Here is a 20678-nt window from a genome sequence, read left to right as displayed (position 1 = left end):
CTAGCCCCGTCCGGCGCCTGTCTCCAGTTCCGCGCGGGCCCGGGCCGCCAGTCCGTCCGCGCCGCAGGAGAGCGCCAGGTCCAGGCCGCGCCGGAGGTCGGTCACCGAGCGGGCGGCGATGCCGTACTCGACGCGGGCCGCCGCGTGCTCGTACTGGCAGGGCGAGGCCTCCAGGTAGGTGACGGCCTGGCCGGCGAGCCGTACCGCGCGCTGGCCGGTCTCCAGGGCGGCGGCGCAGCGCAGGGCCTCTCCTATGGCGGTGTCCGTGCCGAAGCGCTCGGCCTGGCGGCGGACGTCGACGGCGAGCCGGGCGGCGCGGGCCGGGTCCTCGGTGGCGAGGGCGCGTGCGAGGTCGGCCGCCCAGGGGACGAGCACCGGGTTGTGGTGGCCGCGCGCTGCCGCCGCCTTCTCGGCGGCCTCCAGTTCGTTGACGCCGTCCTTGGTGCGGCCCACGGCCAGCAGCAGCCGGCCGCGCACCGAACGCGGGTCCGGCAGCACGATGGTGGACGGGTAGGGCGGGGCGAAGCCGTAGTGCTCGGCGACGTCCCAGGCCTCCTGGACGTGGCCCCGGGCCAGGAGCGTGTCGACGAGGTTGCAGGTCGCGGACCAGTACAGGGGCAGACCGCGGCCGACGCGCTCGGCGAGGCGCAGCGACTCCCGCAGGGACGCCTCCGCCTCCGTCAGCCGGCCCCGCCTGCGGTGCCCGAGCCCGACGTAGGCGTGGGCCAGGGCGAGGTGGCCGCCGCTCCAGCCGGCCGTCTCGTAGGCGCGCAGGGCTTCGTTGTAGAGGGTCTCGGCGCGGTCGAGGCGGTCGGTGAAGGCGTACGCGTTGGCGAGCATCAGCAGCAGTTCGATGCCCCACTCGGTGTCGGTCCAGCCGAGGCCGGGGGCCAGGCGGCCGTTGACCAGGGCGCGGTCGCACAGTTCGGCGACCACCTCGGCGTTCTCGCCGTGCATCAGGGCGTCGAAGCCGCGCAGGATGAGCAGGGCGCGTTCGGAGTTGTCCCGGCCGGTGCAGGTGCTCGCGAGGTCGGCGAGGCGCCGGGAGCGGTCGGGTGAGGTGGCCTCGCCGGCGTGGATGCCCTCCCACATGAAGTGCACGGCCTGGAGCCGCATCCGGGCGGGGCCGGGTGCGAGCCGGGCGGCCTCCGCCTCGACCGTGCGGACGGCCTCCTCCAGCTGGTCGTTGTGGAGCAGCGCCTGGGAGAGGCGGAAGACGGCGTCCACCCGTTTCTCGCCGTCGAGGCCGGGCATGGAGAGCGCGGTCCGCAGTTGGCTGATGGTGCGGGCGGGGGCGGTGAGGAAGGTGGCCTCGGCCAGTTCGTACAGCACGTGCGGGTGGATCTCGGGCCGGGGCGGTTCCTTCAGGGCGCGCTCCAGGCAGCGGCGCGCGGCATCGGGGGCGCCGACGGCGAGGTGCTCGCGGGCGGCCTCGCGCAGCTGCCCGACGAGTTCCTCGTCGTCGTCCGGGTGGACCTCCAGGAGGTGCCGGGCGGCGGCCGCGGCGCCGTGTCCCTCGTCGGTGACGATGCGGGCGGCGATGCCGTGCATGGCGGTGCGCAGGGCGTCCGGGATGGAGTTGTAGACGGCGGTGGCGATGAGCGGGTGGACGAACTCCAGGTCGCCGTCGGCGGTGCGGCCGGTCGCGGGGTCCGGGGCGGTGAGGATGCGGGCGGCGCGCAGGAGTTCGGCGCAGCGGCGGGCTTCCTCGGGCTTGAGGGTGGCGAGCTTGGCGACGAGGTCGATGGAGATGCCGGTGCCGAGGATGGCGGCGGCCCACGCGAACCGCGTGGCGTCGATGCCGAGTTCCTCCAGGCGGGCGACGAGGCCGCCGCCGCGGGCCGAGCGGTTCAGCTCGCGCAGCTCCCCGGCCCGGGCCTCGACCGGTTCTAGTTCGCTGTCCTGCACCTTGGCGAGGAGTTCGACGGTGTCGTAGGGGTTGCCGGCGGTGACGGCCCAGACCTCGCGGCAGAACGCGGCGTCGGCGTGCTGGCCCAGGGTGGCGCGGGTGAGTCCGGCCGTGGCGTCCGGGGTGAGGGCGCTGAGGGTCGTGACGGGGCCGGCCGCGGCGGCGACCCGGTCGAGGTGGCGGGCGCTCGTGCCGGAGACCTCGCCCGGGCGGCGGGTGACGACGACCAGGACGGGCATCTCGTCGATGCGCTCGGCGAAGGAGGCGAGCCAGTGCAGCGTCTCCTGGTCGGCCCAGTGGGCGTCGTCGATCAGCAGCACCAGCGGCCAGTCCCGGCGGGCGAGCCGGCGCACGGCGGCGACCAGGCCGTCGCACACGCCCTGCGGGTCGGCCTGCCGGTCGCCGGGGTCCGCTATGCCGAGGGCGGGGCCGGCGATGTCGTACCAGTCGCCGAGGTACTCGCGGGCCTCCTCCGGCAGCATCGACAGCAGTGCCGGTTGCAGTAACTGCCGTACCACGTTGAAGGGGACGGACCTGAGGGTCTCGCCGCCGCGGGCCGACCAGACCGTGCAGCCGCGTGCCTCGGCGATGCGGCGGGTTTCGGCCAGCAGCGCGGTCTTGCCGAGTCCGGCCTCGCCGCGGAAGACCAGCAGTCCGCCGGACGAGGAGCGGTCCGCGCACAGGCTGTCGACCGCCCGCGTGACGGCGGCGACCTCCTCGTCGCGCTCCCACAGGGAAGCCGAGGCGGCGGCCGTGGGCCGTACCTCCGTCATCCCGCTACCTCCCCAAGTCGCCCGAACGACGTACAGACGTCGAGCGTAGCCGTCCGATTGCCCGAGTGGAGGATGCTCGGGGCACCTGTTGCCGTGACGGGTGACACGGGGTGCGGCGGGGCGACGCATCCGGGCCGTCACCAGCCGGTCTGCGGGTCAACGGCGTGCAATTGCACGGGAGGTGACGGTCCCTCACCGGATCCGGAGGGGTACGGGCCGACGGGGCGCTGCTCGCCACGTCGGTGGGCCGTCTCCTCGAGTGGGACGAGTACGGCGTCCCCGACCGCTTCACGACGATCACCGCGGCGCGGTTCCTCACGCCGGAGGGCGGCGGTGAGACCGAGGGACGGGTGAGGGCGTGCGCGCCGTTCACGCCCGGGTTCTCCTTCCGCCCCGTCGAGGCGGCACTTTTCGGCCGACTGCCGGGGACCGGCTGCGGCTTGCGCCGTCGGCCTGCCGCAGGGCCGCGCGGCTGCTTGTGGAACGACCGAGTCCGACTCCTCTCATGCCTCTTTCACCGACGCCTCATACGGTGGGGGCATGACGCAGGAGACGCCTCCCGGGTGGTACCCCGACCCCGGACAGACAACTGACGGGCCCGCCACGGAACGCTGGTGGGACGGCAAGGCCTGGACGGACCGCATCCGCCCGGCACAGCCGCCCGCGCCCTGGGGTCCCCCGGCAACGGGCGCTCCGCCCGCGGCCCCGGCCCCTGACGCAACGCCGCCGAACACCGCGACGCCCGCGGGGCAGCCGGCCGCCGCGGGACAGCCGACCAGCTCCGCACAGCGGGAAGACGGACAGCCGACCGGCACCGAGGCGGCATCGGAGGCTGCCGGGCAGCCGGGAGTCGCCGGGGAACCGGGCGCCACGGGACGGCCGACCGGCGCGGTGCTGCCGGACGGTGGACAACCGCCGGGCGCCGGGGCAGCCTCCGGGCATCCGGGCGGGGCCGGCCATCCGGAGGTCGCCCAGGAACCGGGCGCCACGGGACAGCCGACCGGGCCGGGCACCCCCGGAACCTCCGGGTATCCAGGCGCTGCCGGACAGCCGACCGGGCCGGACACCCCCCGAGCCCCCGGGTATCCAGGCGCTGCCGGGCAGCCGGGAGTCGCCGGGCATCCCGGGAACCCCGGGCACGCGGCAGCCGCCGGGCAAGCAGCAGGCGTCGGGGCTCCGGCAGCCCCCGGGTATCCGGCAGCCGTCGGGAATGCGGCCGGCGCCGGGTATCCGCCCGGGCCCGGGTATCCAGGAGCCGGGTATCCGGGAGCCGGGTATCCGGGAGCCGGGTATCCCTCCTACCCCGCCGCGCCGCCGGCCGGCAAGGGGCGGGGGTTGCGGACGGGGATAGCCGTGGGGGTGGCTGTCGTCGTGCTCGCCAGCATCGGTGTCGGCGTGTACGCGCTGACCGACAACGGCGGCTCGGGCGGCGGTACGGCCACCTCCCAGGGCCCGGGCGGCCAGGGCGGGCCCTTCGGCGGGCCGGGCGGAACCGGGGGCTCGGGTGGATCCGGGGGGTCCGGCGAGTCCGGGGGTTCCGGCGGCTCCGGGGGGTCGGGGGGTCGGAGTCCGGAGCCCGGGCAGCCTCGGCAGTCCGAGCCTCCGAAGGTCAGGAGCGGGTCCGTGACCGACGCCGTCAGCGGGATCAGCCTGCCGATCCCGAAGGGCTGGTACGGCCAGGAGCTCAACGTCGGCGCGCAGGTGACGTCCGACGACTCCTACAAGTGCCCCGGCGACACCTCCTCGACCTGCACCAAGGGCGGCGCGTACTCCGCCCCGGCGTTCGCCCTCGGCACGAGGGGCGGCACCGCCGAGGAGATAGCGAAGGCGGACATCGCGGCGAACGCCGAGGAGTCCTACGGCGGCAAGTCCTACGGCGGGATCACCTCCCACGACGTGCTGGCCTCCGAGGCGGTGACCGTCGCAGGGCAGAAGGGCTACCTGGTCCGCTGGAAGGCCGTCACCCGCAAGGGCGCCGACGGCATCGTGGAGTCGCTCGCGTTCCCCTCCCCCGCGAACGGGAGCCAGATGGTCGTCGTGCGCTTCGGTGTCGACGCCGACCAGAAGGAAGCCGTCCTGGACGAGATCACCAAGGGCATCAAGGTGTCGACGGGCGGTGGCAACGGCCAGGACGTCTGATCCGTCTGATCCGATGAGGGCGCTCCCCCGGCACGGTCGGCCGGGTGGGGCGCCCCCGCCGCTCACAGGGGAACCCCACCCGGCCGGCGGGTGCGCGCCGCCCCCGTCCCCACGGGTCGGCGCGATCGGGTCGCCGTCCGGTCATCCGGCGGACGGCGGCCCGGGTCTCAGGTCAGGCCCAGCGCGGGCAGGACGGCGGCCTCCACGAAACGCACCAGGTAGTCCGGGTCGGCCGATTCGCCGTCCAGCAAGGGCCGCAGGCGCAGCACGCCGAGCAGCTGCGCCGGGATGTACTCCAGCGCCGGATGATCAGCCGGCACCTCACCCCGTTCGACCCCGCGCCGGATGATCTCCCGCAGCGCGGCGATCTCCGGCTCGAGCACGGCCTCGCGCAGCGCGCGCTGCAACTCCGGGTCCTGCGTGGCGGCGTGGGCGAGCGCCTGGAGGAGTTTGGTGTCCCGGCCCGACAGGTCGCCCATCGCCCGGGCCGCCGCGCGCAGGTCGTCGGCGAGCGAGCCGGTGTCGACGCAGCGCGTCCGCCGGTGCGAGCGCAGCGCCGCCGCGACGAACTGGGGCTTGGTCTTCCACTGACGGTAGAGCGTGGACTTGCTGCACCGGGTACTGGCGGCGATCCCCTCCATGGTCAGGGAGTCGTAGCCGCACTCGCGGAGCTGCTCCAGCACGGCGTCGAAGAACTCCTGCTCACGCTCCGGCGTGATCTTGGAGCGGCGCGAGGAACCGACCTGCTCGGGCCGGTCCGCAGCCTGCGACGTCATCGGCGGTGCTCCTGGCTGTCGTCGGGCGGCCGGAAAATTCCCGGCCGGCGGTGTGTCGTACGTCTATCGATACGCCAGTGTACCGGTACGCCGCCGTATCGGTACACTGCCGTATCGGTACGCACTCGTACCGATAACAGCACCACCGTCACCGAAGGGGCCGGGGGATGAATGCCCGCACCGAGCCTGCGCCGGCGGGGTCCGACGCGATAGCGCGACCGCCGCTCGTCCGGGAGCTCCTGCTCGTCGCAGGGCTCTTCCTCGTCTACAAGTTCGGCCGGCAGTTGGCCACGGGCCACACGGGCGAGGCCTTCCGCCACGCGCACCGCGTGTGGGACTTCGAGCGCGCGGCCCATCTGCCCGGCGAGGGGGCGGTGCAGTCCCTGCTGCTGCACGGCGACGGCCTCGTGCACCTCGCGAACACCTACTACGCGACCGTCCACTTCCCGGCCACCGTCGCCTTCCTGGTCTGGCTGTACCTGCGCCGCCCCGCCCACTACGTCTGGGCCCGCAGGGTGCTGGCCGCGGTCACCGCCGCCGCCCTGGTGGGCCATCTGCTGTTCCCGCTCGCCCCGCCGCGCATGCTGGCCGCGACCGGCCTGGTGGACACCGCGCGGCTCTACGGGCCGTCGGTGTACGGCAATCCGGCGACCGACACGCTGTCGAACCAGTTCGCGGCGATGCCGTCGCTGCACTTCGGCTGGGCGCTGATGGTGGCGATCGGCCTGATCGTGGCGACCCGCTCGCGCCTGCGGTGGCTGTGGCTGCTGCATCCGCTGCTGACCCTGCTGGTGATCGTCGGCACCGCGAACCACTACTGGCTGGACGCGATCGTGGCGACGGCCCTGCTCGGCCTCGCCCTCGCCGTGATCCACCCGCCGCACCGCACGGCGACCACGGCCGGCCGCGCGCAGGGCACGCTCGTACCGGCGCAGCGGGACGAGCAGGCACTCGTGGGGGCGGGCCGGTGAACGCCGTCCTCGTCGCCGTCGCCCTGTCCCTCGTCTCCGCCGTCGCCTACGCGACGGCCGCGGTCGCCCAGGAGCGGCTCGCCGCCCGCTCCCCCGGCTCGGGCGCCCTGCGGCTGCTGGGCAGCGGCGCCTGGTGGTGGTCGGTGGGGCTGAACGCGGCGGCCGCGCTGCTGCACGTGGTGGCGCTGCGGTACGGCCCGCTGACCGTGGTCCAGCCGCTCGGCGCGCTCACCCTGGTCGCGGCGGTGCCCATGGGGGCGCGGATGGCGGGGCGGCGGGTGCGCGCGGTCGAGTGGAAGGGCACCGCGCTGACGCTGCTCGGCCTGGCCGCGATCCTGGTCACGGCGTCCGGCCCGGCCCCCGAGGACGTGCTGAGCGTGCCCGAGGCCGTGGCGGTCGCGGGCGCCACCACGGCCCTCATCGGGATGCTGTCCCGGCGGGGCGCCCGCCCCGGGCTGCGGCACGCGACCGCGTCCGGGGTCGCCTCCGGGGTCGCCTCGGCCCTCACACAGACCGTGACGGTGGCCGCGACGGACCGGACCGGTCCGCTGCTGAGCGTCCAGGTGGTCGGGGTGGCACTGCTCGTGGCGGCCTTCGCGGCCGGCGGACTGCTGCTGTCGCAGACGGCGTACCAGGGCGGTCTGGGCGGCCCGCTGGCGATGGTGACCCTGGCCAACCCGCTGGCCGCCGCGGTGATCGGCCTGTCGCTGCTGGGCGAGCGCCTCCAGGGCGGCCCGGCGGGTGTGCTGCTCGCGCTCGCCGGGGCGGGGCTGGCGTCCTGGGGCGTGGTGCTGCTCAGCAGGGCGGCACCCCGGGAGGAGGCCGCGGACGACGACCATCCGGTGGCCGCCGTCCTGGCCCTGGAGCCCGGCTCGGCGACGGCCGAACCGGCGCTGGTGCCCCGGCCGCACGATCCGGGGCACCTCACCACGGCTACGCGGTGATGATCGCCGGGTCGCTCACACCCGGCCTGCCGTTCTCGACGTGCCCCGCGAACCGCCGCAGGAAGGACGCGTCGCCCTCGGCGGTGACGGTCAGGTCGTACCAGCGGCGGCTGGCGGCGAGTTCCACGGTCCGGCACACCTTCGCGCCCGGGCGGACGGTGACGGTCGAGGGCTTGCCGCCGTAGCCGTTCGAGAGCTTCAGCCGTGCCGTGCCGGAGCCCTTGTTGGTGAAGGTCAGCTCGAGGTCGTCCCCGGCGTGGCGTGCGGTGACCTCGCAGCCGGCCGTCCTGTTCGAGCCCTTGAAGACGCGCACGAAGCCGTTCGGGCCGTGCACGGTCAGGTCGTAGGAGCCCTGGGAGTACGCCGAGTTCCAGGTGTCCTGGATCGTCTTGCCGGCCTCGGTGGTGTACATCCAGGGGCCGTCGGCGCGGTTGCCGGAGGTGACGTGGAAGGCGCCGCCCGCCTTCGGTCCGGAGGCGAAGGTGAGGGTGAGCTTCCCGGCCGCCGCGTCGACGGCGGCGTCCACGTGCGGGGCGTATTTCAGCGGCCGGGAGCGGCGCAGGCCGGGTTCCTGCCGGGGCATGCGCGGGTCGGCGGGCGGGGTCGGCTTGTAGTCGGGGTGGCGTTCGCGGTCCTGCGGCTCGTACGCGTCGGTACCGGGCAGCGGGGCGGGGCGGGCGTCCTTGCGGGAGAAGTCGAACGCGGCCGTCAGGTCACCGCAGATCGCCCGGCGCCACGGCGAGATGTTCGTCTCGCGCACGCCGAAGCGGCGTTCCATGAACCGCAGGATCGAGGTGTGGTCCAGGGTCTCGGAGCAGACGTAGCCGCCCTTGCTCCAGGGCGAGACGACCAGCATCGGCACCCGGGGGCCGAGGCCGTAGGGGCCGGCCGTCTTCTTGCCGTCGCCGGGGAAGAGGTCGAGGGAGACGTCGACGGTGGACCGGCCGCGGGAGGCGTCCTTCGGCGGCAGCGGCGGCACCACGTGGTCGAAGAAGCCGTCGTTCTCGTCGTACGTGATGAACAGGGCCGTCTTCGACCAGACCTCCGGGTTGGAGGTGAGGGCGTCCAGGACCTGGGCGATGTACCAGGCGCCGTAGTTCGAGGGCCAGTTGGAGTGCTCGGAGAAGGCCTCGGGGGCGGCGATCCAGGAGATCTGGGGCAGCTTGCCGGCCTTGACGTCGGCGCGCAGCAGGTCGAAGTAGCCGTCGCCGGCCTTGGCGTTCGTGCCCGTGCGGGCCTTGTCGTACCACGGGTCGCCGGGCTGGGCGTTGCGGTACTTGTTGAAGTAGAGCAGGGAGTTGTCGCCGTAGTTGCCGCGGTAGGCGTCCTCGATCCAGCCCCAGGATCCCTTGGCGTCGAGGCCGTCGCCGATGTCCTGGTAGATCTTCCAGGAGATGCCGGCCCGCTCCAGGCGCTCGGGGTAGGTCGTCCAGCCGTAGCCGAGTTCGGCGTTGTCCAGGACGGGGCCGCCGCCGGTGCCGTCGTTGCCCGTGTACCCGGACCACATGTAGTAGCGGTTCGGGTCGGTGGAGCCGATGAACGAGCAGTGGTAGGCGTCGCAGACGGTGAAGGCGTCGGCGAGGGCGTAGTGGAAGGGAATGTCCTCGCGGGTCAGGTACGCCATGGTCGTGGTGCCCTTGGCGGGCACCCACTTGTCGTACTTGCCGCCGTTGTAGGCCTGCTGGCCGTCGGGCCAGGAGTGCGGCAGGCCCTCCAGGAACTGCATGCCGAGGTCGTCGGCGTCCGGGTGGAACGGCAGGATCTCCTTGCCGTCCTTCTCCTGGTGCCAGACCGGTTTGCCGTTGTCGAGGGTGACCGGGCGGGGGTCGCCGAAGCCGCGGACGCCTCTCAGGGTGCCGAAGTAGTGGTCGAAGGAACGGTTCTCCTGCATGAGGACGACGATGTGCTCGACGTCCTCGATCGACCCGGTGCGGTGGTTGGCCGGGAGCGCGGCGGCGCGCTGGATGCTGGCGGACAGCGCGCTGAACGCCGTGGTGGCACCCGCGAGTTGGAGAAAGCGGCGCCGGTTGACTTCGGACATGAAGGACAGACCTCTCATCCTGAGGTGCGGGATGGCCGGAACATGACGGAATCTGCGCGGAAGGAGTGTTTCAGGGACACCAAACGTCAAGGAAGGGGCTGGTGACACTCGTGTGAAAGTCGCCGGTACGCCAGGTGTGCCGGGGCCTCGCCAGGGGAGGGTCATGGACGTGACAGAGACGAAGACGGCTTCCCCGCCCACCGAACGGCCCGTCCGCCAGCTCCTCGCCGCCTCCGTGGGCAACGCGGTGGAGTGGTACGACTGGTACGCCTACACGTTTCTGGCCACCTACATCGCTGCCCAGGTCTTCCCCAAGAGCGCGGACAACTCGCTGGTGCCGCTGCTGTCCACGTTCGCGGTCTTCGCGGTGGGCTTCTTCATGCGGCCGGTCGGCGGGCTGCTGATGGGCGCGGTCGCGGACCGGCACGGGCGGCGGGCCGCGCTGACGGTCACCATCCTGCTGATGGGCGGCAGCAGCCTGCTGGTCGGGCTGACGCCGACGTACGCGTCGGTGGGCGTGCTGGCGCCGGTGCTCCTGGTGCTGGCGCGGCTGCTGCAAGGCCTGTCCGTGGGCGGCGAGTTCGCGGCCTCGACGACCTTCCTCGTGGAGTCCGCGGGTCCGGGCCGGCGCGGGTTGTTCTCCAGTTTCCAGTACGTGTCGACGACCGTGGGGCAACTGGTCGCCTCGGGCATTGCCACGCTGCTCGTGGACACGCTGAACGAGGGGCAGATGAACGGCTGGGGCTGGCGGGTGCCGTTCGTGCTCGGGGCGGTGCTGAGCCTGGTCGGCTTCTGGATCCGGCAGGGCGCGCAGGAGACCCGCAGCGCGGAGCAGCAGAAGGCGCCGCGCCCCGGGCTGTTCGAGGCGCTGCGCCGGCATCCGCGCGAGTCGCTCCTCATCGGCGGCATCACGGCGGGCGGCACCATCGCCTACTACACGTGGACGTCGTACCTGCCGACGTACGCCGAACTCAACGCGGGCGTCGAGAAGTCGGACGCGCTGCTCGCGGGCACCATCTCACTGGCCTTCTTCGCCCTGCTCCAGCCGCTCGGCGGGCTGCTCTCGGACCGCTTCGGCCGCCGCCCCCTGCTGCTCTTCTTCGGCCTGGGCTTCGCGCTGCTCGCGGTGCCGCTGCTGCACACGTTGCGCGACTCCTTCGCCGTGCTGCTGCTCGTGCAGTGCGCCGGCATGGTGCTGCTGACCGGTTTCACCTCGATCAGCGCGGCCGTGAACGCGGAGATCTTCCCGCCCAGGGTCCGCGCGGCCGGCATCGGCTTCCCGTACTCCCTGACGGTGGCCCTCTTCGGCGGCACGGCCCCCTACGTCGGCACGCTGTTCAAGGAGCAGGGGCACGCCGGGCTGTTCCCCTGGTACGTCGCGGTGATCTGCCTGGTGTCGTCGGTGGTGTACCTGCGGTTGCCGGAGACGGCTCACGCGCCGCTGCGGCGGTGAGGGAGCGGCAGCCCGTCGGGGCCCGGCCCGCCGTCCCCGTCGTCGGCGGAAGCTGCCTCGTGCGGCTCCTCGTCCTTGCCCGCGCCGTCCGGGAAGGCGGTCGGCGCGGGTGTCACGGGCTCCCCCGCCGCGCCGCCCTCCTTGACGGCGGCCCGCTCGGGGTCGGTCACCGCCTCGGTGGTCCTGCCCAACCCCGACAGCGGCATCTGGGCCCGGTCGTCGACCAGACGGGTCACCAGGTGCTGCGCGGCGCCGAAGGCCGCGGCCCAGCCGAGGACCTGCGCCCTGCTGTCGAGGTCGCTGAGCCCGGGGACGAAGGCGCCCCGGATCAGCGACAGCCCGATGAAGGCGGACAGGGCGCCGGTGGGGAACTTCAGCACCGCCGACGCCAGGGGCAGCATGTAGGGGGAGTCGGTGCCCCGGATGCGGCGCAGTGAGGCGATGACGGTGAGGGCGGCGCCGGCGAGCCCGGCGATCTCGACGGTGAGGATGTCCCTCGGCCGTCGATCCCGCTCGCGTCGCCGGGACTGACCTTGGGCGCGAAGCACATGCTCAGCGACTGGGGATAGAACCAGCCGTAGACGGCAAGGCCCGCCGTGGGTCGTCGATGTCCAGGTGGTCCTTGACCAGCGCCATGATCTCGCTGGCACGGCCGGAGGCCTCCTCGTCGGACCCCAGTTGAAGCAGCAGCACCTCGGCGCTGCGCACATGCCGAAATTCGCGGGGCGTCCGGGTGTGGTGCCGATCACTCGTAGACGGCGGGCACGTGCAGCCTCTCCCAGGACTTCGGTCCGGGCGTGCCGTCAGCTGGGAGTCGGGGCCTTCGGCGTACGCCGAGCCGTCCTCCTCGATGAGGCGGTAGCCCATGGCCTCGATGACCGGGCTGCCCACGGACGACTGGAAGAAGTCGGCACCGGGAAACGGCTCGAACTCGTCGTCATGGTGCGCGTGCGGCGGGCGGTAAATCAACACCCCGAAGCGAAGAAGTGCGCCCGGTAAAAGCGGCGGCAAAAGCATGGGCCGAAAAGGTGCGGAATTCCGTTTCGATTTCACTTCTTGATCCGGCAACGGGTCGCCGGTTCCTTGGAGCGGTGAGCGGCGGCTGTCGCCGGTCCGCGGCGTCAGCGGAATCCGTGTCGGGGATAGGGTGTTGCCGAAATCGTGCGGGGCGGTCCGAGAAAGGCACGACAGGGATGCGGAGCGGGGACATAGCGGTACTCGAGGACCCGGTGGGCGAGTCACTGCGCGGCCGGCACACGGGGTTCGCCCGCCGACTCGGCCGCGCCGCCACGTACGTGCCGGAGGTCGGGACCTTCTCGGCGGTGTGCCCCGCCGCGGATGCGGCGGACTGGGCCGACCTCGCCGAACTGCTCGGCCGCGGCGGTCTCGCCGACCTGTTCAGCTCCCGGGCGACCCCGCCGCCCGACTGGGAGCCGGTGTTCGTCATGGAGGGCCGGCAGATGATCTGGCCCGGCGGCGGCCGGCCCGGTCTGACCCGTGCCGAGACCGACACCGGCGTGGTCGAACTCGGCGCGGCCGATGTGCCCGAGATGCTCGACCTCACCGCGCGGGCCCAGCCCGGGCCGTTCTGGCCGCGCACCCACGAACTCGGCACCTACTTCGGCATCCGCGCCCAGGGCCGGCTGGTGGCCATGGCGGGCGAACGGCTCCGGCCGCCCGGCTGGACCGAGATCAGCGCCGTCTGCACGGCACCCGAGGCACGCGGGAAGGGCCACGCCGCCCGCCTGGTGAACGCGCTCGCCGCACGCGTGCTGTCCCGGGGCGAACGGCCGTTCCTGCATGTGGTGGAGACGAACACCGCCGCGATCGCCCTGTACGAGCGGCTCGGCTTCGAAAGCCGGAAGCAGGTGACCTTCCGGGGGTTCCGGACGCCGTGAGCGGTGAAGGACCCGTCCTGGCCTGCCGCGACGCCCTGCGCCGCGCGGTCGGCTCCCGCTCCGGCCGGGCGTAGGACGACGCCCCCCGGCTGCCGTACTCAGGCGATGGAGATGGCCCCGGCCAGGAAGGCGAAGGCGACGTAGGCGAAGGAGACGGGGATGCCCCAGCGCAGGGCGTGCTTCTGGAAGTCGCCTAGGTCGGCCTTGACCAGGCCGGGGAGGATCCACAGGGGTGCGCCGGCGGGGCCCATGCTGTGCAGGATCCGGCCGATCGGGACATGCCTCTGACCAGCTCCTTTCCGAAACCGCTTCCGTCTGGCAGAAGCCGCCTTGCGCGGCGGCCGTGGGCGTCAGGAACCTGAGTCCAACCACGGCCGCGGGGCCGAGCCGCCCCGCTCTCAGGGATGGGAACGCCATGCCGCACATGACCGCCTTCGCCAGGAACCAGTGGTACGTCGCCGCCTACAGTCACGAGGTCGGGCGGGAGTTGCTCGGACGGACGATCCTCGGTGAGACGCTGGTGCTGTACCGGACCGAGGAGGACGGCACTCCGGTCGTGCTGCACGACCGGTGCGTGCACCGCCGCTACCCGCTGTCCGAGGCCCCGACCCGCCTCGACGGGGACCGGATCGTGTGCGGGTACCACGGCTTCACGTACGACACGACCGGCACGTGCGTGTACGTGCCGGGGCAGAAACGGGTGCCGCGCACGGCCCGGGTCGCCTCCTACCCCGTCGTCGAGCAGGACTCGCTGATCTGGGTGTGGATCGGCGACCCGGCACTCGCCGACCCGCAGGCCATCCCGCGGGCCAGGCACCTCGACTCCCCCGGCTGGGTGACCGTGCGCGGCATGGAGCCCATCGACTGCGACTACGGCCTGCTCGTCGACAACCTCCTCGACCTCTCCCACGAGACGTATCTGCACGGCGGGTACATCGGCACCCCCGAGGTCGCCGAGACACCCATCACCACGGAGGTCGACGAGGGCGCCGGCATCGTCCGGGTCAGCCGGCACATGGACGACGCCGAATGCCCGCCCTTCTACGCCAAGTCGACCGGCATCGAGGGCCGGATCACCCGCTGGCAGGACATCGAGTACCACGCGCCCTGCCTGTACCTGCTGCACAGCCGTATCGCCCCGGTCGGCGTGCTCCCCGAGGCGGACGGCAGCGACCCGAACGGCTTCCACACGGAGATCACGTACTGCATCACACCGTCCGGCGACGGCAAGGTGTACGACTTCTGGGCCGTCTCCCGGGACTGGGCGACGGACGACGCCGAGGTCACCGAGTTCCTGCGCGGCAACAACCACACGGTCGTGATGCAGGACGTCACCGCGCTCAACCTGCTGCAGAAGACGCTCGGCACCGAGCGCACCGGCTACCAGGAGCTGAGCATCAACATCGACACCGGCGGCCTGGCCGCGCGCCGCATCCTCGCCCGGCTCGTGGAGCAGGGCGAGAAGCCCGTGGAGAAGGTCCAGTGACGAGTCCCACGGGCGAGATCTACCGCATCGACTGGCTGCCCGGCACCGACATCCTGCACGGCACGTGCCACTGCGGCCGGGAGCACACCGCGCAGGACCCGGTCGAGATGTGGGAGTGGATGCTCGCCCACCCCCAGGGACATGCGATCGACGAGCCGCGAGGGAACAGTTCATGAGCGTGTACGAAGCCGAACTCGTCGTCGGCCGCCGCGAGCCGGCGGCCGACGGGGTGCTGGCCCTCACCCTGCGCCACCCGCTGGGCGAGCCGCTCCCGGCCTGGGAGCCGGGCGCCCACGTCGACGTCCTGCTCGGCCCCGGCCTGGAGCGGCAGTACTCGCTCTGCGGCGACCCGGCGGACCGGACGGCCTGGCGGATCGCGGTGCTGCGCGAGCCGGACGGGCGGGGCGGCTCGGCCCATGTGCACGAGCGGGTGGCCGAGGGCGACAAGATCCGCGTGCGCGGACCCCGCAACAACTTCCGCCTGGAGCCCGCCCCCCGCTACCGCTTCGTCGCGGGCGGCATCGGCATCACCCCGATCCTGCCCATGCTGGCGGCGGCCGAGGCCGCGGGCGCCGAGTGGACGCTGCTGTACGGCGGACGCACCCGCGACTCGATGGCGTTCGGCGAGGAACTGGCGCGCTACGGGGACCGGGTGACGATCGCGCCGGAGGACGAGACGGGACTGCTGGACCTGCCCTCGGTGCTGGACGACGTGCCCGAGGACACCCTCGTCTACTGCTGCGGCCCCGGACCGCTGCTGGACGCGGTCGAGGCCCGGTGCCCGTCCGGGGTGCTGCGCGTCGAGCGGTTCCGGCCGAAGGAGCAGGAGACCGGCGACGCCACCGAGTTCGAGGTGGAGCTGGCGCGCACCGGCCGGACGCTCACCGTCTCACCGGACGTGTCCGTGCTGGACGCCGTGCGCGCCGCGGGCGTCGAGGTGCTGTACTCCTGCACCGAGGGCACCTGCGGCACCTGCGAGACCGACGTCCTCGACGGCGAACCCGACCACCGGGACTCGGTGCTCACCGACGAGGAGCGCGCGGCGGGCGAGACCATGCTCATCTGTGTGTCCCGCTGCCGGGGGAAGCGGCTCGTGCTGGACCTGTGACGGAAGGCGGCGGTCAACTACCCGTCATGGTCGTGGTATTGACCATGGCTCGGAACGGGCTCTAGGTTCCCGCTGAGCACATCCGTACTGCCTGCGCACAGCCTGTCGGAGCACCTGGACCGGTCCCACGGGGGAGCCATGCGTCGTCTGCTCGTCGGCCTCACGGCCTTGTCCGTCCTGGCCGCCGTCACCGCCTGCGGCTCGTCCGACCCCGACGGGGCGGACCGGGCGGGCGAGTCCGGCGGAACCACCAAGGTCAAGGTGGGCATCGTGCCCATCCTGGACGTCGCGCCCGTCTACCTGGGCCAGAAGCGGGGCTTCTACGCGAAACGCGGCATCGAACTGGAGCTGACCCCGGCCCAGGGCGGTGCCGCCATCGTGCCCGGAGTCGTCTCCGGCCAGTTCCAGTTCGGCTTCAGCAACACGACGTCGCTGCTGGTCGCCCGGTCCAGGAACATGCCCGTGAAGGCCGTGGCCAACGGGGTCGCGTCCACCGGCAAGGACGGCGCCGACTTCGCGGCCGTCACCGTCAAGAAGGGCTCTCCCCTCACCTCCGCCAAGCAGTTGGAGGGCCGGAAGACGGCGGTCAACACCCTCAACAACATCTGTGACACCTCGGTCCGGGAGTCGGTCCGCAAGGCCGGGGGTGACCCCTCGAAGGTCGAGTTCGTCGAGATGCCCTTCGACCAGATGCCCGCCGCGCTGGACGGCGGTCAGGTCGACGCGGCCTGTACCCCGGAGCCCGCGCTCGCCACCGTCAAGGCCGCGGGCGGCAGGGAGATCGCCTCGAACTTCCACGACGTGTCACCGGACCTCACCGTGGCCATGTACTTCACCTCCCAGCAGTACGCCGCCGAGAACCCGGACCTCGTGAAGAAGTTCCAGGAGGCCACCGCGGAGTCGCTGAAGTACGCCGACAGCCACCCGGAGGAGGTCCGGCAGATCCTCACCACGTACACGAAGATCCCCGGCACCCTGCTGGAGAAGCTGACCCTGCCCCGCTGGCCCGCCCAGCCGGACCGTGCCTCCATCGAGCGGCTGGCCGAACTGGGCGAGCGGGACGGGTTGTTCGAGCGGACGCCGGACCTGGACAAGCTGCTGCCGTGAAGGGCGCCGACGCGGCACTCGGCGCGGCCGGGCTCGCGGCGTTCCTCGTGCTGTGCGAGGCGGTGCCGCGGCTCGGCCTGGTCGACGACGCCTACTTCCCGCCGGCCGGCCGGGTCGCGGACGCGCTCGGCCGGGAACTGGCCGACCCCGCCTTCTGGTCGGCGCTCGGCGACACCCTCACCGGCTGGGCCCTGGGGCTGGCGATCGCGGTGGGCGCGGGGGTGGTCATGGGCGTGGTGATCTCGGTGGTGCCGTATCTGCGCGAGGTGACCGCCTCGACGATCGAGTTCCTGCGGCCCATCCCGTCGGTCGCGCTGATCCCCCTGGCGGTGCTGCTGTACGGCACGGAGCTGCGCTCGGTGCTGCTGCTGGTCGTGTACGCCGCGTTCTGGCAGGTGCTGATCCAGGTCCTGTACGGCGTCCGGGACGTCGACCCGGTGGCGGAGGAGACGGCACGCTCGTACGGCCTGGGCCCCTGGGCGCGGGTGCGGCACGTGCTGTGGCCGACGGCGCTGCCGTACGTCATGACCGGGGTGCGGCTGGCGGCGGCCGTGGCGCTGATCCTCGCCGTCACCGCCGAACTGGTCATCGGGGCACCGGGGCTGGGCGCCCGGATCGCGGTCGCGCAGACCTCGCAGGCGGTGCCGGAGATGTACGCGCTGATCGTGGTGACCGGGGCGCTCGGGCTGCTGATCAACGTCGGGGCCCGGTCGGTGGAGCGGCGGGCGCTGGCCTGGCACCAGTCGGTGCGCGGGGAGGTGGCGGTGTGAGGCGGGCCTTGCTGCGGCTGGTGTTCGCATTCGCCCTGCCCGCGGTGCTGGTGGCCGTCTGGTGGGTGGCCTCGGCCGGCAGCACGAACGTCTACTGGCCTCCGCTGCGCACGATCCTCGGCACCTTCCCGGACGTCTGGACGGCCGAGCGGCTGCGCGCGGACGTGGGGCCCAGTGTGCTGCGGCTGGCGGCGGGCTACGCCACGGCGGCCGTCGCCGGGGTCGCGCTGGGCACGGTCGTCGGCTCCTACCGTCGGGTCCGGGCGGTGTGCGAGCCGGTGCTGGAGTTCCTGCGGGCGGTGCCGCCGCCGGTGCTGGTGCCGGTGATCATGCTGTTCGCGGGCATCGGCGACACGATGAAGATCGCGGTGATCGCGAGCGGCTGCGTGTGGCCGATCCTGCTGAACACGGTCGAGGGCGTCCGCGCGGTCGACCCGGTCATGGCCGAGACGGCCCGCTCCTACGGCATCACGGGCGCCGCCCGGCTGCGGGAGGTGGTGCTGCGCTCGGCGAGCCCGCAGATCTTCGCGGGCCTGCGCCAGGCGCTGTCGGTCGGGATCATCCTCATGGTGATCAGCGAGATGTTCGCGGCGAGCAACGGCCTCGGCTTCACCATCGTGCAGTTCCAGCGCGGTTTCGCGATCCCCGACATGTGGACCGGGATCCTGCTGCTCGGCCTGCTCGGCTTTCTCCTCTCGGTCCTGTTCCGGCTGGTCGAGCGGCGGGTGCTCGGCTGGTACCACGGCCTGCGCGAGGCCGGCCGGCGGTCCCCGTGAACCTCGCGAAAGGGCGGTCCATGCTCGACGTACACGGCCTGCGGAAGGTCTACGAGGGTTCCGGCCGGCGGACCGAGGCGGTGCGCGACCTGACCTTCACCGTGGAGGCGGGCGAACTGGTCTGTCTCGTGGGCCCGTCGGGCTGCGGCAAGACGACGCTGCTGAAGTGCGTCGGCGGCCTGCTCGCCCCCACGTCCGGTGAGGTGAGGATCGCGGGCCGCAGGGTCGACGGGCCGCCGCCCGGGACGGCGTTCGTGTTCCAGGAGTACGGCCGCAGCCTCTTCCCGTGGATGCGGGTCGGGCAGAACGTCGAACTGCCCCTGAAGCAGAAGAAGCTGAGCAAGGAACGGCGCCGCGCGCTGGTCGCTGACGCGCTGGAGTCGGTGGGGCTCGCGGACGCCGCCGGAGCGTATCCGTGGCAGCTGTCGGGCGGGATGCAGCAGCGGGTCGCCATCGCCCGGGCCCTGGCGTACGAGCCCGAGGTGCTGCTGATGGACGAGCCGTTCGCGGCGGTCGACGCGCAGACCCGGGCCGATCTGGAGGACCTCGTACGGCGGCTGTGGCGGGAGCGCGGCATCACGATCCTGTTCGTCACCCACGACATCGACGAGGCGGTGTACCTGGGCGAGCGGGTGCTCGTGCTGTCCGCCTCGCCCACCGTCGTCCAGGAGCAGCTGAAGGTCGATCTGCCGGCCGAGCGGGACCAGGTGCACACACGCGTGTCCCCGCGCTTCGCCGAGCTGCGGACCCGGGTGTACGAGCAGATCCAGGCGGCGAAGCGCGGCCGTTGAAACGCATGCGTCCGGCTGTTCAGGGTGCGGCCCACAGGCCCCGGACATGCCCCAGGTGCCGGGTCATCACCGCGCGTACGGCCGCCTCGTCCCGGGCGAGCAGCGCGTCCAGGATCTCCAGGTGCTCCTCGGCGGACGCCTCCAGCCGCCCCTGTTCCACCAGCGCGGTGAGCCCGTAGAGCCGGGAGCGGCGTCTGAGGTCCCGTACGACGTCGACGAGGTGGTCGTTTCCGGCGAGGGCGAGCAGGCCGAGGTGGAAGCGCAGGTCGGCCTCGACGTAGGCGATGAGGTCGCCGGCCGCGGCGGAGGTGACGATCTCCCGGGCGACCGGGCGGAGCGCCTCCAGGGCCACCGGGTCGGCCGTGACCGCGAGGCCGGCCGTGGTGGGGATCTCGATCAGCGCCCGGATGTGGGTGTACTCGTCGAGCTGCTTCTCGGAGACGGCGGTGACCCGGAAGCCCTTGTTGGGCACGGTGTCGACCAGGCCCTCCTTGGCGAGGTCGAGCATGGCCTCGCGCACGGGCGTGGCGGAGACTCCGAAGCGGGCGGCGAGGCCGGGCGCCGAGTAGATCTCGCCGGGGCGCAGTTCACCGGCGATCAGGGCGGCCCGCAGCGCGTCCGCGACCCGCTCCCGGTGGCTGGGTTTCCTGCTGCCGAGCACGGGCAGGGCGGGGGTGTGCCGCGGGGCCATGACGGTCGGGGTTCCTCTCTGGCTGACTGGTGTCCGGCTTACAGGACGAATCCCGCCGGGAACGGGTCCTCCGGGTCCAGCAGGTACTGGGCGGTGCCGGTGATCCAGGCGCGTCCGGTGAAGCTGGGCAGCACGGCCGGGCGGCCGGCCACCTCGGTCGTGCCGAGCAGTCTGCCGGTGAACCGGGTGCCGATGAAGGACTCGTTCACGAACTCGGTGTGCAGGGGGAGTTCGCCGCGCGCGTGGAGCTGTGCCATGCGGGCGCTGGTGCCGGTGCCGCAGGGCGAGCGGTCGAACCAGCCGGGGTGGATGGCCATGGCGTGCCGGGAGTGGTGGGCGGTCGAGCCGGGGGCGGCCAGGTACACGTGGTGGAGGCCGCGGATGGACGGGTCCTCCGGGTGGACGGGCGGGTCCTCGGCGTTGACGGCGGCCATCAGGGACAGGCCCGCGGCGAGGATCTCGTCCTTGCGGGACCGGTCGAAGGGCAGGCCGAACCGCTCCAGCGGCAGGATGGCGTAGAAGTTGCCGCCGAAGGCCAGGTCGTAGGTCACCGTCCGCCCGTCGGGGAGGGTGGCCTTGCGGTCGAGGCCGACGGCGAAGGAGGGGACGTTGCGGAGGGTGACGGCCCGGGCGGCGCCGTCCGCCACGGCCACCTCGGCGACGACCGGTCCCGCCGGGGTGTCGAGCCGGATGGTGGTGACCGGCTCGACGACCTCGACCATGCCGGTCTCGACCAGCACGGTCGCCACGCCGATGGTGCCGTGCCCGCACATCGGCAGATAGCCGGAGACCTCGATGTAGACGACGCCCCAGTCGCAGTCGGGCCGGGTGGGCGGCTGGAGGATCGCGCCGCTCATGGCGGAGTGGCCGCGCGGTTCGTTCATCAGCAACTGCTTGATGCCGTCGCGGTGTTCGCGGAACCACAGCCGCCGCTCGTTCATGGTGGCGCCGGGGATGGTGCCGATGCCGCCGGTGATCACCCGGGTCGGCATGCCCTCGGTGTGCGAGTCGACGGCGTGCAGGACGAGTTCGCTGCGCATGGTCG

The 20678-nt window shown here is 72.9% G+C and carries 19 protein-coding genes and 2 pseudogenes; 13 read left to right on the top strand and 8 right to left on the bottom strand.

The window, feature by feature from the left end; all coding sequences use genetic code 11:
• The gene (locus tag ABZ386_RS10960) at nt 1–2682 is read right to left on the bottom strand and encodes an AAA family ATPase (RefSeq protein WP_351333937.1); all 2682 of its coding nucleotides are present in this window, start codon (nt 2680–2682) and stop codon (nt 1–3) included.
• 540 nt (nt 2683–3222) lie between these two features.
• Between ABZ386_RS10960 and ABZ386_RS10955 the strand changes: the two are divergent.
• Both ABZ386_RS10955 and ABZ386_RS10950 read left to right on the top strand, forming a co-directional pair.
• A pseudogene (locus tag ABZ386_RS10955) lies at nt 3223–3342 on the top strand (DUF2510 domain-containing protein); the annotation flags it as partial.
• Nucleotides 3343–3972: 630 nt separating this feature from the next.
• Nucleotides 3973–4821 (top strand): annotated as a pseudogene (locus ABZ386_RS10950) (hypothetical protein); the annotation flags it as partial.
• 167 nt (nt 4822–4988) lie between these two features.
• On the opposite strand, the gene ABZ386_RS10945 reads toward ABZ386_RS10950, so the two are convergent.
• Nucleotides 4989–5597, bottom strand: coding sequence for a TetR/AcrR family transcriptional regulator (locus tag ABZ386_RS10945; protein WP_356501694.1), 609 nt, complete (start codon nt 5595–5597; stop codon nt 4989–4991).
• Between the two features lie 167 nt (nt 5598–5764).
• Between ABZ386_RS10945 and ABZ386_RS10940 the strand changes: the two genes are divergently transcribed.
• Nucleotides 5765–6568, top strand: coding sequence for a phosphatase PAP2 family protein (locus tag ABZ386_RS10940; RefSeq protein WP_356673173.1), 804 nt, complete (start codon nt 5765–5767; stop codon nt 6566–6568).
• Complete coding sequence (locus ABZ386_RS10935; RefSeq protein ID WP_358964607.1) at nt 6565–7512, top strand: hypothetical protein; 948 nt, start codon at nt 6565–6567, stop codon at nt 7510–7512. Before ABZ386_RS10940 ends, ABZ386_RS10935 begins: the two co-directional genes overlap by 4 nt.
• Here the strand turns inward: ABZ386_RS10935 and ABZ386_RS10930 are convergent.
• Nucleotides 7502–9553: a phosphocholine-specific phospholipase C gene (locus ABZ386_RS10930; protein WP_356616651.1), complete on the bottom strand. Its 2052-nt coding sequence runs from the start codon at nt 9551–9553 to the stop codon at nt 7502–7504. The genes ABZ386_RS10935 and ABZ386_RS10930 overlap by 11 nt on opposite strands.
• 163 nt (nt 9554–9716) lie before the next feature.
• Between ABZ386_RS10930 and ABZ386_RS10925 the strand changes: the two genes are divergently transcribed.
• Nucleotides 9717–11006, top strand: coding sequence for an MFS transporter (locus ABZ386_RS10925; RefSeq protein WP_351333950.1), 1290 nt, complete (start codon nt 9717–9719; stop codon nt 11004–11006).
• Here the strand turns inward: ABZ386_RS10925 and ABZ386_RS10920 are convergent.
• A complete protein-coding gene (locus tag ABZ386_RS10920; RefSeq protein ID WP_358964605.1) occupies nt 10985–11554 on the bottom strand; it encodes a hypothetical protein in 570 nt (189 codons plus the stop codon). The two genes, ABZ386_RS10925 and ABZ386_RS10920, sit on opposite strands and share 22 nt — an antisense overlap.
• A 4-nt stretch (nt 11555–11558) precedes the next feature.
• Nucleotides 11559–12074: a hypothetical protein gene (locus ABZ386_RS10915; RefSeq protein ID WP_356501686.1), complete on the bottom strand. Its 516-nt coding sequence runs from the start codon at nt 12072–12074 to the stop codon at nt 11559–11561.
• A gap of 125 nt (nt 12075–12199) precedes the next feature.
• Here ABZ386_RS10915 and ABZ386_RS10910 point away from each other — a divergent pair, with 125 nt between their 5' ends.
• On the top strand, nt 12200–12904 hold the full coding sequence (locus ABZ386_RS10910; protein ID WP_351333957.1) for a GNAT family N-acetyltransferase: 705 nt from the start codon (nt 12200–12202) through the stop codon (nt 12902–12904).
• A gap of 98 nt (nt 12905–13002) precedes the next feature.
• Here the strand turns inward: ABZ386_RS10910 and ABZ386_RS10905 are convergent, their stop codons facing one another.
• Nucleotides 13003–13155: a hypothetical protein gene (locus tag ABZ386_RS10905; protein ID WP_351333960.1), complete on the bottom strand. Its 153-nt coding sequence runs from the start codon at nt 13153–13155 to the stop codon at nt 13003–13005.
• A gap of 164 nt (nt 13156–13319) precedes the next feature.
• On the opposite strand from ABZ386_RS10905, the gene ABZ386_RS10900 reads away from it, so the two are divergent.
• The 7 genes from ABZ386_RS10900 (at nt 13320) to ABZ386_RS10870 (ending at nt 18942) form a co-directional block, all read left to right on the top strand.
• On the top strand, nt 13320–14390 hold the full coding sequence (locus ABZ386_RS10900; protein WP_351333962.1) for an aromatic ring-hydroxylating dioxygenase subunit alpha: 1071 nt from the start codon (nt 13320–13322) through the stop codon (nt 14388–14390).
• Entirely contained in the window at nt 14387–14566 is a 180-nt protein-coding gene (locus ABZ386_RS10895) for a hypothetical protein (protein ID WP_351333964.1), read from the top strand. The genes ABZ386_RS10900 and ABZ386_RS10895 overlap by 4 nt, the downstream gene beginning before the upstream one ends.
• Nucleotides 14563–15498, top strand: coding sequence for a PDR/VanB family oxidoreductase (locus ABZ386_RS10890; protein ID WP_358964603.1), 936 nt, complete (start codon nt 14563–14565; stop codon nt 15496–15498). The genes ABZ386_RS10895 and ABZ386_RS10890 overlap by 4 nt, the downstream gene beginning before the upstream one ends.
• 138 nt (nt 15499–15636) lie before the next feature.
• Complete coding sequence (locus ABZ386_RS10885; protein WP_351333970.1) at nt 15637–16605, top strand: ABC transporter substrate-binding protein; 969 nt, start codon at nt 15637–15639, stop codon at nt 16603–16605.
• Entirely contained in the window at nt 16602–17375 is a 774-nt protein-coding gene (locus ABZ386_RS10880) for an ABC transporter permease subunit (RefSeq protein WP_351333973.1), read from the top strand. The genes ABZ386_RS10885 and ABZ386_RS10880 overlap by 4 nt, the downstream gene beginning before the upstream one ends.
• A complete protein-coding gene (locus ABZ386_RS10875; protein ID WP_355721152.1) occupies nt 17372–18151 on the top strand; it encodes an ABC transporter permease subunit in 780 nt (259 codons plus the stop codon). The genes ABZ386_RS10880 and ABZ386_RS10875 overlap by 4 nt, the downstream gene beginning before the upstream one ends.
• 20 nt (nt 18152–18171) lie before the next feature.
• Nucleotides 18172–18942, top strand: a complete 771-nt coding sequence (locus ABZ386_RS10870) for an ABC transporter ATP-binding protein (protein WP_351333979.1) — start codon at nt 18172–18174, stop codon at nt 18940–18942.
• Between the two features lie 19 nt (nt 18943–18961).
• Here ABZ386_RS10870 and ABZ386_RS10865 read toward each other — a convergent pair whose 3' ends face one another.
• Nucleotides 18962–19633, bottom strand: coding sequence for a GntR family transcriptional regulator (locus ABZ386_RS10865; RefSeq protein ID WP_355721158.1), 672 nt, complete (start codon nt 19631–19633; stop codon nt 18962–18964).
• Nucleotides 19634–19671: 38 nt separating this feature from the next.
• The gene (locus ABZ386_RS10860; RefSeq protein WP_358964600.1) at nt 19672–20673 is read right to left on the bottom strand and encodes a proline racemase family protein; all 1002 of its coding nucleotides are present in this window, start codon (nt 20671–20673) and stop codon (nt 19672–19674) included.
• Between the last annotated feature and the right edge of the window lie 5 nt (nt 20674–20678).

It is taken from the genome of Streptomyces sp. NPDC006140, from assembly GCF_040628815.1.
Classification (GTDB): Bacteria; Actinomycetota; Actinomycetes; order Streptomycetales; family Streptomycetaceae; genus Streptomyces.
This window is presented reverse-complemented; position numbering and strand designations above follow the sequence as displayed.

Bases quoted from the DNA above. Each gene is read 5' to 3' on its own strand.
- ABZ386_RS10910 (WP_351333957.1), top strand. From the start codon at position 12,200: ATGCGGAGCGGGGACATAGCGGTACTCGAGGACCCGGTGGGCGAGTCA.
- ABZ386_RS10870 (WP_351333979.1), top strand. From the start codon at position 18,172: ATGCTCGACGTACACGGCCTGCGGAAGGTCTACGAGGGTTCCGGCCGG.
- ABZ386_RS10900 (WP_351333962.1), top strand. From the start codon at position 13,320: ATGCCGCACATGACCGCCTTCGCCAGGAACCAGTGGTACGTCGCCGCC.
- ABZ386_RS10960 (WP_351333937.1), bottom strand. From the start codon at position 2,682: ATGACGGAGGTACGGCCCACGGCCGCCGCCTCGGCTTCCCTGTGGGAG.
- ABZ386_RS10860 (WP_358964600.1), bottom strand. From the start codon at position 20,673: ATGCGCAGCGAACTCGTCCTGCACGCCGTCGACTCGCACACCGAGGGC.
- ABZ386_RS10930 (WP_356616651.1), bottom strand. From the start codon at position 9,553: ATGTCCGAAGTCAACCGGCGCCGCTTTCTCCAACTCGCGGGTGCCACC.
- ABZ386_RS10885 (WP_351333970.1), top strand. From the start codon at position 15,637: ATGCGTCGTCTGCTCGTCGGCCTCACGGCCTTGTCCGTCCTGGCCGCC.
- ABZ386_RS10925 (WP_351333950.1), top strand. From the start codon at position 9,717: ATGGACGTGACAGAGACGAAGACGGCTTCCCCGCCCACCGAACGGCCC.
- ABZ386_RS10865 (WP_355721158.1), bottom strand. From the start codon at position 19,633: ATGGCCCCGCGGCACACCCCCGCCCTGCCCGTGCTCGGCAGCAGGAAA.
- ABZ386_RS10940 (WP_356673173.1), top strand. From the start codon at position 5,765: ATGAATGCCCGCACCGAGCCTGCGCCGGCGGGGTCCGACGCGATAGCG.
- ABZ386_RS10905 (WP_351333960.1), bottom strand. From the start codon at position 13,155: ATGGGCCCCGCCGGCGCACCCCTGTGGATCCTCCCCGGCCTGGTCAAG.
- ABZ386_RS10890 (WP_358964603.1), top strand. From the start codon at position 14,563: ATGAGCGTGTACGAAGCCGAACTCGTCGTCGGCCGCCGCGAGCCGGCG.
- ABZ386_RS10945 (WP_356501694.1), bottom strand. From the start codon at position 5,597: ATGACGTCGCAGGCTGCGGACCGGCCCGAGCAGGTCGGTTCCTCGCGC.